This is a genomic window from uncultured Parasphingorhabdus sp. (assembly GCF_963975735.1).
Taxonomy (GTDB): domain Bacteria; phylum Pseudomonadota; class Alphaproteobacteria; order Sphingomonadales; family Sphingomonadaceae; genus Parasphingorhabdus.
The window spans coordinates 303,033-314,764 of sequence record NZ_CAXBIA010000002.1; the positions used below are offsets into that span (position 1 = coordinate 303,033).

The following is an 11,732-nucleotide window of genomic DNA, read 5'->3' on the forward strand; positions in this document are numbered from 1 at the left end:
GGCCAGGCCGGCTGGCCTAAAAAAGGTGGCGAATATACCCACAGTTTTGAATGAAATTTAGCGGCAAACCGGACAAACACCGGCTTGCCGCCAGATTCCAATGTGCCTAGTCGACCGTTACACGGAAGATCAGGGTTTCTGTGGCGCCCGAGGCTACCGTGCCAAGATTGCCTGAAACGGTTCCGCCGGATTCCGAACCGGTGCCACCGCCATCAGCGTTACAGACGGCTCCCGTCACACTACCTTCGGTTACCACGCCAATGAGTCCCGGAATCGTCGATGGTCCTGTGACCAGCGCGTTATAATAGGACAGATTGGCCGGAATCGTATCCGATATCGCGACACTTGTTGCGTCCGCACCACCAGAAGCGTTGGCTACTGCGATACAATATTGCACGACAGCACCAGGTATGGCTTTCGGATTGGCGCTTCCGTTGATCGGATCCCACAGCACGGTGCTGGTTTTGGTTACGGTAATGTCAGCGGCAGCCACTTGATATCTATCTGTAGCGCTGTGATAACCGTCGCCTGCGACGTCACCGCTTCCCGTGCCGGCGCCGTCTGCAAAGACGTTCTGGACAACCGCGGCATCATCCGCAGTACCCGAGTCGTTGGAAAAGGCTACGCCGGTCACCGAATCGGCAGCCTGGCCGATCAGTACAAGATCAGCAACATTGCCGGTTACAACCGTTCCCGGAATATTGGCGACAGCGTGGACGATAACCGTTTCATCTTCTGCCAAATCGTTGATCGATGTGATGAGCGTGTCGGTTCCGTCAAAGACCCCGACTGTGCCGCCATCATCAAGATAATAAGCGATCGGGCCGGTGACGTTGAAATCATCTCCGCCGAGCTGTTCGGATGTCAACAACACGTCAATCGTGTCATTGGTCTGGTTGCTGACCGTGTAGGTCACGGCTTGTTGTGTAGAACCGGGAGCGACGGAGGTGTTCACCGCGTCGCTTTTGGTCACTACAAGATTGACGATTCTGTCGACGACAAATGTGTCGCTGTCGGTTTCTGCGGTCTGAGCAGTCCCCCCCACATTGAACGCAACGCTAACGTTGTTGGTAATGCTCGTGCCCGCATCAGTACCCAAATCTGCAGCGAACGCGGGGTTTGCACCCAGCGCCGCTACAGAAATGGTACTAGTGGCAACGAGAAGTTTCAGTATACTGGTCATAACTGTCTCCTGTTTCACTTAATTGGATTGCCAAACCCCGCGGCAATCCATGGCGGTTGCGATCACTTCACAGTGCCGCGGAAAATCAATTTCCCCTCCGATCCTGCGGAAAGGGCACGATTAAATTTCCATTTTACGTGTGTCACATCCGTCATGAGGGCAGGGCGAACGTCGCCATTGTCCCTCGGGTAGGTGAGGGCCGAAAGCGGCCCCCAGGTTTTGCCTCCGTCAACGGAGACAATTTCGGTGCCATCAGACGTTCCATTGAACGCCACCGCTTTTGGTAGCGGGTTGGTGACAGAGAAATCGGATGCCGGCGCGCTGCCGACATTTTTATATTTGACGACGAACACAAGATTGTCGCCGGGAATGACTGTTTTCGGTTGTTCGAGAACCAGAGCGGTGGTGCCGTTCGGTTTTGCCACCTTGCGCTCGATAAAGACGTCGCTCGACAGGCTGACATTATTGGCCGCCATGGCGGTGCCAGGAACGATCAATGCTATGGCAATGAAAAATCTTTTAAACATGCGGCTATCCCCCTGAAAACTTTCAGTCGATGGTTACTTGGAATGTGATGGTGCGCGTCTGCCCGCCCGGAACCGTGCCCAGGGACACGGTGATCGAGCTGCCGTCGAAAGCGCCCGCGTCGGCATCGCCCGGTGCGTCGGTCAGCGCCGCGCCTTCCAGAGTGATGCTTTCGGCATTATATGTCGTGTCGGCAGGGATATCGTCGGTGATCGCCAGATTGGTCAGATTGCCGGTGCCGGTTGTCGTAGCAACCAGCTGATAACGGATCACCGCGCCCGGTACGGCTTCTGCTCCGCCAAAGGGATCGGTGACGGTCGCGCTTTTGACCAAAGTGATCTCTGCCGCCTGGATTACGAAAAAGCCGCTGGCTTCGTCGCTCGCGCCGGTTGAACCAACCACCGCGTCGCCACCGCCATCGCCCTGTCCGGCGAATATATCGCCCGGAGTGCCGCTGCCGGTCTTTGCTACCGCGGAAAGTTCGATTTCGGCGCGATCGGCATCGCTGGCGGAAGCGGGAATGGTGGAAAGGATGAAAACGGTGACGCTTTCATCTGGCGCAAGCACCGGGTCGTTGGTGCCGGGGGTGTAAATAGTGTCGACCCCGGGATCGTAAACGCCGTTGCCATTGGTATCGAGAATGATCTGTTCGAATGTCGTGTCAAATTCATCGCCGGGCTTTGCCGTATCCGCTGACAGCGTGAACGCTTCGTCGCCGTTGCCGGTATTGGTGACCTGATAGGTGCTTGCCTGTCCGGTCAATGCGGGCGAGGTGGCTATATCTCCGGGATCGCTGGAAACCACTGTGACATCCAGCAGCTCATCCACTTTGATTGTGACTATATTGGAATCAATGGTGACGGGTGGACCACCTGATGGCCCGTCAAACGTGGCCTGTGCCACATTGACGATGTCGGTCCCCGCGATCGTACCGGCTGCTTGAGCAGATACGGGTGTCATAAAGAGAGCAGCGGCACCCGCGGCAAGCGACAACCGCCACCGGACGGGAATTGCTGCAAGGGGATGCGAACGCCATTCGCAATCCTGTTTTTCTGGTCTGGTCATCCACTCTATATGACGAAGAAAGAAAAATATTTGGTAAACACAAACTGGATGACGTCATGGGTTTTTCACGGTCAAAACCGGTAGAAAACAGCCGATAATTTTAGTTAATTAACCAGTCGTTTCACTCGGATTTACCCCCTGTTAACCGTAATGCCGTGTAACTATCGGCATTTGCTACCGTCATTATAAGGTTTTGTGACTTTTCCGGACTCGTGCCTGGCGAGTCTGATCGGACGGGGTGATAAAGCGGGGCCAAATCAGCCATTTTGATAAATATCTGGGATAATCGAAAGAGTGTAGTTGACAGGGATGCAGCGCTCTTATACTTGCGCTGCTTCACCGCCTATAGAGGCACATAAGCGGGTGTAGCTCAGTTGGTTAGAGCGCCGGCCTGTCACGCCGGAGGTCGCGAGTTCAAGTCTCGTCACTCGCGCCATTTCCCTTGTTTTCCGGGAGATGGCGCAAAGCCCCCTTATTCATCCAGGTCAGCAACGGACGGATCGGAAAGATCCAGCCAATCCCCAGAATGACATAGGCTGGCAATTGCAGCCAGAAATTAAGTCCGCTGAGATAATCAATCAGAGTCACGGCAATTCCGCACCACAGCAGGATCAGAATCAATATCAATATCATGCCGACCGGCTTGCGCCAGCTCGGCTGATCTTGTCCGATTCTATCGGTTTCTGATGTCATGACGTCATCCTAACTTATTCTATTATTTCGCATTCCGTCACGATCATGTCGAGTGGCAGATCATGGGGCTCGCTCGGGATTTCTGCTGCTTCTTGCACCGACCAGGCAAGACCGATGCGGGGGACATCCGGATATTGGGCAAAGCTGCGGTCATAAAAACCGCCACCTTGCCCCAGCCGCCGCAGCGACCGGTCAAAGGCCACCAGCGGGGCGATGATCACGTCAGGGTCGGCGAGGGGGCATGTGTCGCCAGGTTCGGGGATGTCCCGGAACCCGGATTCGAGCAATTCGGGTCCGGTCACCAGCCGGAATTCCAGCACGCCGTTATCCATCACGCGAGGAAAGGCGATATTGACGCCGGTCTCTGTCAGATATTCGATCAGCCGCTCGGTGGGGGCTTCGCTGCCGACGCTCCGGTAGAAGGCGACCGTCTGTCCCGGTTTGAACAGGCGGGCCAGTGGCGAGGGAAGGCGCCGGAAGGACAGGTTGCGGCTTGCCACGTCGAGCTGGCCAACAAAGGCATCCCGCCGCCTTCTATATTCTTTACGCAGTTTCTTCTTATTCTCTTTCAAGATACTCAAAAAACATGCTTTCTTTGAAAATGTGACGGGACCATCTTGGTCGTTTGCCGGAAAATCCTCTGACGCCTATTACGTCAGGTGGGCGCCATATGCATCGGACCCGACTGCAAAACAGTCCGCAATCCGTACAGGGACAGCTCCCTAGGAAGTTATATCGCCTCAGGGATGTTCGTATCAAGCTCGTGCCAGACAGTACCCGTCAGATCTTATCTAGGCGTGATAGGGGCGTTACTCAAGGCTATTTGCCAGTTGTTCAGCGCGATCGGCCAGTTTTTCCAGCGCCGCTACAACCTGGTCGCTGATTGGGCCGGTTTGCGGGGGCTCAGCGGCTGCGGCAGGCTGGGCGGGCGCAGCCTGGGCGCTGTGCAGATCGTCGGCCAGTAACAAGGAGGTAAACAGCAACATCCGGCTTTCGGTCAGGCCGGAAGGATCGCCGGATTCGCGGGTTTTTGCGTCAACCATCGTGGCAAGCTTGGTGAGATGTGATTCCTCGCCGTCCTGACAGGTGACCATGAATGTCCGGCCGCCGATTTCCAGTTTCATTTGCGCCATATCAATGTTCCTGTCGTTCGATCAGGCTGTCTATCGTCTGGATCGCCTGTTGCATTTCTGACTTCAGCGCTTCATGGCGCGCTGCCAGCGCCGGGTCGATATCTGTATTCTTGGTGCTTTTTGCCGATTCTATGCGACTTAACGCGCGTTCGATCCGGCCTATGGCAAGGATGACTGGTTCATTGTCCATGAGCATTTTCCATAGCTTGCTTCCAACAGGTGAGTTCTTATCTTGCGTTGCTATCAATCTATTCCAGCGCCGTAAACACTAGATCCTTAAAAGCGGTCCTTGACGCCGCCTTGCTGGATCATCAAAGGAAGAGGCAAAATAGCGAATCGCAGCATTTCGTTGCGCGCTTCCACTCGCCAATCCGGGAGATTAGACCAGTCATGACTGTTACCGAAAAGAACATGGCAAACGCCATCAGGGCGCTAGCCATGGATGCGGTGCAAGCGGCGAATAGTGGTCATCCGGGCATGCCGATGGGTATGGCAGATGTTGCCACTGTCCTATTCAGCGACTTTCTGAAATATGATCCGAAAGCGCCGAAATGGGCGGACCGCGACCGGTTTGTTTTATCGGCTGGCCACGGATCGATGTTGATCTATTCGCTTCTCCATCTGACCGGTTATGCGCGGCCGACACTGGATGATATCAAGAATTTCCGCCAGCTTAGCTCGCCTTGCGCGGGCCATCCGGAAAATTTCAAGCTGGAAGGCGTCGAGACGACGACCGGACCGCTGGGACAGGGCTTCGCCACTGCCGTCGGTATGGCGATTGCCGAACGGCATCTCAACGCGACATTCGGCGACGATCTTGTGGATCACAAGACCTGGGTCATCGCCGGCGACGGATGCCTGATGGAAGGGATCAACCACGAAGCGGTTGGTCTCGGCGGGCATCTGGGGCTCGGACGACTTAACGTTCTTTGGGATGATAATGGCATAACTATCGATGGTGGAACGGAATTATCGACAAGTGAAGATATTCCGGCGCGCTATCGGGCATCGGGCTGGCATGTCGTTTCCTGCGATGGTCACGATTTTGACGATATCCGCAAGGCGCTGAGCGAAGCGGAAGCCGATCCACGGCCTTCGCTGATCGCCTGCAAGACGGTCATCGGCTATGGCGCTCCGACAAAGCAGGGCACATCGGCAACCCATGGCGCTCCGCTGGGCGCGGAGGAAATTGCCGGGACCCGCGCGGCTCTCGGCTGGGATTCCGAACCTTTTGTCATTCCGGATGATGTTTTGGCGTCCTGGCGGAAACTCGGCGAAAAGGGCGCTGCTGCACGGGCCGACTGGGAACAGCGGCTCAGCGGCAACGCGCAGTCGGCAGAATTTCAGCGGCGGATGGCCGGTGAACTGCCGGACGGCAGCGCCATGCAAGACTATCTTGCAGGTCTGGCAAAAGACCCGCCGAAATGGGCAACGCGGAAATCTTCCGAAATGGCGCTGGGCGCCATTACCGAAGCTCTGCCCGAGATGATCGGCGGCAGTGCGGATCTCACAGGTTCAAACAATACCAAAACTCCTTCCACCAAGCCTTTGACAAAAGACGATTATTCCGGACGTTATATCTATTATGGCATCCGCGAATTCGGCATGGCGGCGGCGATGAACGGAATGGCGCTGCACGGCGGCATCATTCCTTATGGCGGGACATTCCTGGTCTTTACCGACTATTGCCGCGGCGCGATGCGGCTTTCCGCGATCCAGAACGCCCGGGTCGTCTATGTCATGACGCATGACAGCATCGGTCTCGGAGAAGACGGGCCGACCCATCAGCCGATCGAACATATCCAGAGCCTGCGCCTGATGCCGAACATGCATGTCTATCGGCCCGCCGATGCGATTGAGACGGCAGAATGCTGGGCGCTCTCGATCAAGCGTGCTGACGGTCCATCGACCCTCGCACTGACTCGCCAGGGCCTGCCGCCGCTGCGTGATGACGTCAGCGTAAACCTTTGTGAAAAAGGCGGATATCGCTTGAAGCCAGCAGAAAACGAAAAGCGTGTCATATTGATCGCTACCGGTTCCGAAGTGTCGCTGGCGATGGATGTCGCGGCCAAACTGGAAGCAGCCGGTGTCGGCGCTGATGTGGTTTCGATGCCCTGTACCGAATTGTTCGACGGACAATCCGATGACTATCGGAATGAACTGCTCGGCGGTGATGATGTGCTGCGGGTCTCGATCGAAGCGGGTACGACTTTCGGATGGGAACGCTATACCGGCCTGAACGGCCTGCGTTTCGGTATCGACAGTTTCGGGGCTTCGGCGCCGATTGACGATCTATACGCACATTTCGGCCTGACCGTGGATGCGATCACCCCGCAGATAATGAAGAAAATTGGCTGAAATTTGCCGGTAATTTTGAATTCAAAGGAGCAATAGCAATGACGAAAGTAGCAATTAACGGATTTGGCCGGATCGGTCGTCTGGTCGCCCGCGCAATATTGGAACGCGATGATGACGGCCTAGAACTGGTCGCGATCAACGATCTCGCGGATGCCGAATCCAACGCGCTACTCTTCGCCTATGACAGCGTCCATGGCCGCTTCCCCGGCGAAGTTACCGCTCACGGCGATCACATCATGGTCAACGGCAAGAAAATTGCCGTCACCTCCGAACGCAATCCCGGCGATCTGCCGCATGCTGCGATGGGTATCGATATCGTGCTCGAATGCACCGGCTTCTTCCAGTCCAAGGATGCGGCGCAACCGCATATCGATGCCGGCGCGAAACGCGTATTGATCTCGGCTCCGGCCAAGGGTGACCTGAAAACGGTTGTCTTCGGAGTCAATCACGACGTCCTGACGTCATCCGATCTCATTGTTTCCAATGCTTCTTGCACGACCAACTGCCTCGCACCGGTCGCCAAGGTGCTGAACGATACCGTCGGTATCGAACGCGGCTTCATGACCACGATCCACAGCTATACCAACGACCAGCGGATCCTCGACCAGATGCACAGCGACATGCGCCGTGCCCGGGCCGGTGCGGTCAACATGATCCCGACGACAACCGGCGCTGCCCGCGCTGTCGGTCTGGTATTGCCGGAACTGAACGGCAAGCTCGACGGCTCGTCGATCCGCGTACCGACACCCAATGTCAGCCTGGTCGATCTGGTGTTCACGCCTGGCCGCGATACCACGGTCGAGGAAATCAACGGCGCGCTGAAAGCCGCGGCGGAAGGCCCGATGAAGGGTGTATTGGTGTTTGAAGACAAGCCGCTGGTTTCCAGCGATTTCAACCATCAGCCGGCAAGCAGCTCGGTCGACAGTCTCGAAACAACGGTCATGGACGGCAAGCTCGTCCGCGTCGTCAGCTGGTATGACAATGAATGGGGCTTCTCCAACCGCATGATCGATACCGCCAAGGTCATGGCGGGCATGCTTTAATTCATAAAGGTTCTGATTAATGTCAGCTAACAGTTTCAAAACGCTTGATGATATCGGTGATGTTCGAGGAAAGCGCGGTCTGGTCCGTGTCGACCTGAACGTCCCAATGGCGGACGGCAAGGTGACCGACGACATGCGCCTGAAGGCCCTGATGCCAACGGTTATCGAATTGGCTGACAAGGGCGCGAAACTGTTGTTGCTCGCCCATTTTGGTCGCCCTAAGGGCGAATATAAGCCGGAATATTCGCTCGAGCCGGTGGTCGCGCCTTTGGCCGCGGTTCTGGGGCGGGACGTCGGCTTCATGCAAAAGCCGGATCAGGGCGCGATCGATGCCTTGCCGGACGGCAGCATCACGGTGATCGAAAATAGCCGCTTTGCAGCCGGTGAAGAGAAGAACGATCCAACCATGGCCAAGGCGATTGCATCCTTTGGCGATTTCTACGTCAATGATGCATTCTCGGCAGCGCACCGGGCGCATGTGAGCACCGAGGGGCTGGCGCATTATCTTCCGTCTTATGCCGGTCGTTCGATGGAACGCGAACTGACCGCGCTCGGCAAGGCGCTGGGCAATCCGGAACATCCGGTAGCCGCGGTTGTCGGCGGAGCAAAAGTCTCCAGCAAGCTCGACGTGTTGCGGCAGATGGTCGAGAAGGTCGATCATCTGATCATCGGCGGCGGCATGGCCAATACATTTCTGGCCGCACGCGGCGTCGATGTCGGCAAGTCTTTGTGCGAGCATGATCTGGCCGATACCGCCAATGCAATATTGGAAGCGGCCGACAAGGCCAATTGCACGGTGCACCTGCCTTATGATGTCGTGGTAGCGAAAGAATTCCGGCCCAACCCGCCAACCCGCACCGTCAATGTGCACGAGGTTGCGGCCGACGAAATGATCCTCGATATCGGTCCGGCCGCTGTCGAGGCCTTGTCCGACGTGCTCAAGACCTGCAAGACTCTGGTCTGGAACGGCCCGCTGGGTGCGTTTGAAACGCCGCCTTTCGACGTTGCGACGGTCGCTCTGGCGAGAACAGCGGCGGCCTTGACCAAGGAAGGGCAATTGCTCTCGGTCGCAGGCGGCGGCGACACGGTGGCTGCGCTCAACCAGGCGGGCGTTGCCGATGATTTTAGCTTTGTATCGACTGCGGGCGGAGCGTTTCTCGAGTGGATGGAGGGCAAGGTCTTGCCCGGCGTCGAAGCGCTCAAACGGTCCGATTAAAATATAATGGGAATACAAAAATGGCGAATAGTGAAATGTTGAACAAGATTGAAAATGGTCAGGGCTTTATTGCCGCGCTGGACCAGAGTGGTGGCTCTACGCCTAAAGCACTGGCTGGCTATGGCATTGGCGAAGATTCGTTTTCGAACGACGACGAGATGTTCGGACTGATCCACAAGATGCGGAGCCGCATCATCACCGCGCCAAGCTTTGGCAGCGGCAAGATCATCGGTGCAATCCTGTTCGAGAAGACCATGAACGGCGAAGCCGACGGCAAGCCTGTTCCGGAAGCTTTGTGGGATCGCGGTGTTGTGCCCTTTCTGAAAGTCGACAAGGGACTGGCTGACGAAGAAAATGGCGTGCAGCTGATGAAGCCTATTCCGGACCTTGACGAGCAATGCAAAAATGCTGTCGCCAAGGGCATGTTCGGTACCAAGATGCGTTCGGTCATCAACAAGGCCAATGCCAAGGGCATTGCCGCCAATGTCGCGCAGCAGTTCGAATTCGGCAAACAGATATTGAGCCACGGACTGGTGCCGATCATCGAACCGGAAGTGAATATCAAAAGCGACGAACGCGCCGAATGCGACAAGATATTGCTCGGTGAATTGAACAAGCAGCTTGATGCTCTGGCGGATGACCAGCGGGTGATGCTGAAATTGTCGATTCCCGTCGAGCCCAATCTCTATAAATCGCTGATCGATCATCCCAAGGTGGTTCGTCTGGTAGCGCTGTCCGGCGGTTATTCGACCGAAGACGCTTGTGCGGAACTGAGCAAGAATGAAGGCATGATCGCCAGCTTCAGCCGCGGATTGCTTCAGGATCTGCGGGTTTCCCAGAATGACGAGGAATTTGACGCGGTATTGGGCGGCGCAATCGACCAGATTTATCGCGCTTCGATCGCCTAGGAAGCCAGAACAGGGAATATATTGTGCAGAGCGCTGATCCACGCTGGTCCGATGTCGACGGTTATATCGTCGAGCATCTGATTGGCGAGGATCCGGCGCTCGATGCCTGTCTGGCTGCCAACGCCGCTGCAGGATTGCCGCCGATTGATGTTTCGATAACCCAGGGGCGCATGCTGGAATTGCTGGCGCGCGCTAACAAGGCTGAGAACATCCTCGAAATCGGGACTTTGGGGGGATATTCGGCGATTTGTCTGGCGCGCGGACTTGGTGACAGCGGCAAGCTGGTCACGCTAGAGCTCGAGTCCGGCTATGCCGCCGTCGCCCGCAAGAATATCGAAAATGCAGGGCTGGGCGACAAGGTCGACATATTCGTCGGTGAAGCGGTTGCAACGTTGCGGGGGCTGGTCGAGCAGGGGCAGACGCTATTTGATCTCGTTTTCGTCGACGCCGACAAGCAGAATTACGCGGCCTATCTCGACTATGCGCTAAAATTGTCGAGGCCTGGCACGATGCTGATTTTCGATAATGTTGTCCGCGAAGGTCGCGTCCTTGACCCAAGCAGCGATGATCCGAAAGTCCCGGGCACGCGCAAACTTTATGAAATGCTGAAAAACCACCCGCAACTGGACGCCACGGCTATACAGACCGTCGGTGCCAAGAAATGGGATGGTTTCCTGATAGCCGTTGTCCGGGAAGAATGAACGAACATGATTGATCCACGCTGCCAACTTTATCTGATCTCGCCGCTCGAAACCGGTGGCGATTTTCCGCAACAGCTTAAAGATGCGCTGGAGGCGGGGCCGGTCGCTGCGTTCCAGTTTCGGGTGAAAGATATAGATCAGCAGGAAGCAGCCCGGCTTGCCGCGTCGCTAAAGGCCCTGTGCGACGGGCATGACGTCGCCTTCATCGTCAACGACGATATCGCTTTGGCCAAACAACTGGGCGCCGATGGTGTGCATCTCGGACAAAGCGACGAAAAGTTGAAAAATGCCCGCGCCGAACTGGGGCTCGATGTCCAGATCGGCATCACCTGTCACGACAGCCGCCATCTGGCGATGGAAGCGGGCGAGGGCGGAGCCAATTATGTGGCGTTTGGCGCTTTCTTTCCGACCACAACCAAGGAAGTCTTTCACACGCCAGAGCTGGATATATTGCAATGGTGGTCAGCGATGATGGAAATCCCCTGCGTGGCGATTGGCGGGATCACACCGGACAATTGCCAGCCACTCGTCGATGCCGGCGCAGATTTTCTGGCCGTAAGCGGTGCCGTCTGGAATGATTCCGAAGGTCCGGCCCACGCCGTTCAGCGTTTCACCGAAATTCTGGAAAACAGCTAGCCGCTTTTACGACGAGCTTCTGGTCTTGCCGATGTTGGACGAAAGATATTGGGCGACAAAGTTGCTGGTCGAGGGCGGCGCAAAACTGGGCATTTGCTCGATATCGCGCAAATAGCCTTCGGTCGGCTTGAACGAGCGCATCTGACCGCCAGAAATTGAATAGCCGAACAGGCCTGCCGCCAGTGCGCATCGTTTGACTGGAGCCGTATCGCCGTCGTCGCGGCGGGCCCGGATGATTTCTGTCTCTACCATGATGCGGCTATAGCTGTCG

At 56.3% G+C, this 11,732-nt stretch carries 14 protein-coding genes and 1 tRNA gene; 7 read left to right on the plus strand and 8 right to left on the minus strand.

The window, feature by feature from the left end; all coding sequences use genetic code 11:
• Window positions 1–106: 106 nt before the first annotated feature.
• From AACZ86_RS05000 to AACZ86_RS05010, 3 genes are all read right to left on the minus strand, one after another.
• Window positions 107–1,183, minus strand: a complete 1,077-nt coding sequence (locus AACZ86_RS05000) for a hypothetical protein (RefSeq protein WP_339689903.1) — start codon at window positions 1,181–1,183, stop codon at window positions 107–109.
• Window positions 1,184–1,245: 62 nt separating this feature from the next.
• The gene (locus AACZ86_RS05005) at window positions 1,246–1,710 is read right to left on the minus strand and encodes a hypothetical protein (protein WP_339689905.1); all 465 of its coding nucleotides are present in this window, start codon (window positions 1,708–1,710) and stop codon (window positions 1,246–1,248) included.
• A 22-nt stretch (window positions 1,711–1,732) separates the two neighbouring features.
• Window positions 1,733–2,773, minus strand: a complete 1,041-nt coding sequence (locus tag AACZ86_RS05010) for a hypothetical protein (protein WP_339689906.1) — start codon at window positions 2,771–2,773, stop codon at window positions 1,733–1,735.
• A 359-nt stretch (window positions 2,774–3,132) separates the two neighbouring features.
• On the opposite strand from AACZ86_RS05010, the gene AACZ86_RS05015 reads away from it, so the two are divergent.
• Window positions 3,133–3,209: transfer RNA gene (locus AACZ86_RS05015), tRNA-Asp, on the plus strand.
• On the opposite strand, the gene AACZ86_RS05020 is transcribed toward AACZ86_RS05015, so the two are convergent.
• The 4 genes from AACZ86_RS05020 to AACZ86_RS05035 form a co-directional block, all read right to left on the minus strand.
• Complete coding sequence (locus tag AACZ86_RS05020) at window positions 3,188–3,466, minus strand: DUF2842 domain-containing protein (RefSeq protein ID WP_339689908.1); 279 nt, start codon at window positions 3,464–3,466, stop codon at window positions 3,188–3,190. The two genes, AACZ86_RS05015 and AACZ86_RS05020, sit on opposite strands and share 22 nt — an antisense overlap.
• Window positions 3,467–3,480: 14 nt before the next feature.
• Window positions 3,481–4,047, minus strand: coding sequence for a 5-formyltetrahydrofolate cyclo-ligase (locus AACZ86_RS05025; RefSeq protein WP_339689910.1), 567 nt, complete (start codon window positions 4,045–4,047; stop codon window positions 3,481–3,483).
• 228 nt (window positions 4,048–4,275) lie between these two features.
• Window positions 4,276–4,599: a cell division protein ZapA gene (locus tag AACZ86_RS05030; protein ID WP_339689913.1), complete on the minus strand. Its 324-nt coding sequence runs from the start codon at window positions 4,597–4,599 to the stop codon at window positions 4,276–4,278.
• Between the two features lies 1 nt (window position 4,600).
• The gene (locus AACZ86_RS05035) at window positions 4,601–4,789 is read right to left on the minus strand and encodes a hypothetical protein (RefSeq protein WP_339689916.1); all 189 of its coding nucleotides are present in this window, start codon (window positions 4,787–4,789) and stop codon (window positions 4,601–4,603) included.
• Window positions 4,790–4,989: 200 nt separating this feature from the next.
• Between AACZ86_RS05035 and tkt the strand changes: the two genes are divergently transcribed.
• From tkt to thiE, 6 genes are read left to right on the plus strand one after another with little or no spacing between them, the layout of a single operon-like run.
• Window positions 4,990–6,957 (plus strand): transketolase, encoded by a 1,968-nt coding sequence (gene tkt / locus AACZ86_RS05040; RefSeq protein ID WP_339689918.1) that lies wholly within the window; start codon window positions 4,990–4,992, stop codon window positions 6,955–6,957.
• A 38-nt stretch (window positions 6,958–6,995) separates the two neighbouring features.
• On the plus strand, window positions 6,996–8,000 hold the full coding sequence (gap, locus tag AACZ86_RS05045; protein ID WP_339689919.1) for a type I glyceraldehyde-3-phosphate dehydrogenase: 1,005 nt from the start codon (window positions 6,996–6,998) through the stop codon (window positions 7,998–8,000).
• A 19-nt stretch (window positions 8,001–8,019) separates the two neighbouring features.
• Window positions 8,020–9,216, plus strand: coding sequence for a phosphoglycerate kinase (locus AACZ86_RS05050; protein WP_339689922.1), 1,197 nt, complete (start codon window positions 8,020–8,022; stop codon window positions 9,214–9,216).
• A 20-nt stretch (window positions 9,217–9,236) separates the two neighbouring features.
• A complete protein-coding gene (locus AACZ86_RS05055) occupies window positions 9,237–10,124 on the plus strand; it encodes a fructose bisphosphate aldolase (protein ID WP_339689924.1) in 888 nt (295 codons plus the stop codon).
• A 23-nt stretch (window positions 10,125–10,147) separates the two neighbouring features.
• A complete protein-coding gene (locus AACZ86_RS05060; RefSeq protein ID WP_339689927.1) occupies window positions 10,148–10,825 on the plus strand; it encodes an O-methyltransferase in 678 nt (225 codons plus the stop codon).
• A gap of 6 nt (window positions 10,826–10,831) precedes the next feature.
• Window positions 10,832–11,461 carry a thiamine phosphate synthase gene (gene thiE, locus AACZ86_RS05065; RefSeq protein WP_339689929.1) on the plus strand — a complete coding sequence of 210 codons (630 nt, stop codon included), beginning with the start codon at window positions 10,832–10,834 and terminating at the stop codon, window positions 11,459–11,461.
• Between the two features lie 6 nt (window positions 11,462–11,467).
• Here the strand turns inward: thiE and AACZ86_RS05070 are convergent, their stop codons facing one another.
• Entirely contained in the window at window positions 11,468–11,713 is a 246-nt protein-coding gene (locus AACZ86_RS05070) for a hypothetical protein (protein WP_339689932.1), read from the minus strand.
• Window positions 11,714–11,732 lie beyond the last annotated feature (19 nt).

What these genes read in the sequence shown, in the direction of transcription:
- AACZ86_RS05000 (WP_339689903.1), bottom strand. Translation starts at nt 1,183, where the DNA reads ATGACCAGTATACTGAAACTTCTCGTTGCCACTAGTACCATTTCTGTA.
- AACZ86_RS05005 (WP_339689905.1), bottom strand. Translation starts at nt 1,710, where the DNA reads ATGTTTAAAAGATTTTTCATTGCCATAGCATTGATCGTTCCTGGCACC.
- AACZ86_RS05010 (WP_339689906.1), bottom strand. Translation starts at nt 2,773, where the DNA reads ATGACCAGACCAGAAAAACAGGATTGCGAATGGCGTTCGCATCCCCTT.
- AACZ86_RS05020 (WP_339689908.1), bottom strand. Translation starts at nt 3,466, where the DNA reads ATGACATCAGAAACCGATAGAATCGGACAAGATCAGCCGAGCTGGCGC.
- AACZ86_RS05030 (WP_339689913.1), bottom strand. Translation starts at nt 4,599, where the DNA reads ATGGCGCAAATGAAACTGGAAATCGGCGGCCGGACATTCATGGTCACC.
- AACZ86_RS05035 (WP_339689916.1), bottom strand. Translation starts at nt 4,789, where the DNA reads ATGGACAATGAACCAGTCATCCTTGCCATAGGCCGGATCGAACGCGCG.
- tkt (WP_339689918.1), top strand. Translation starts at nt 4,990, where the DNA reads ATGACTGTTACCGAAAAGAACATGGCAAACGCCATCAGGGCGCTAGCC.
- gap (WP_339689919.1), top strand. Translation starts at nt 6,996, where the DNA reads ATGACGAAAGTAGCAATTAACGGATTTGGCCGGATCGGTCGTCTGGTC.
- AACZ86_RS05050 (WP_339689922.1), top strand. Translation starts at nt 8,020, where the DNA reads ATGTCAGCTAACAGTTTCAAAACGCTTGATGATATCGGTGATGTTCGA.
- AACZ86_RS05055 (WP_339689924.1), top strand. Translation starts at nt 9,237, where the DNA reads ATGGCGAATAGTGAAATGTTGAACAAGATTGAAAATGGTCAGGGCTTT.
- thiE (WP_339689929.1), top strand. Translation starts at nt 10,832, where the DNA reads ATGATTGATCCACGCTGCCAACTTTATCTGATCTCGCCGCTCGAAACC.
- AACZ86_RS05070 (WP_339689932.1), bottom strand. Translation starts at nt 11,713, where the DNA reads ATGGTAGAGACAGAAATCATCCGGGCCCGCCGCGACGACGGCGATACG.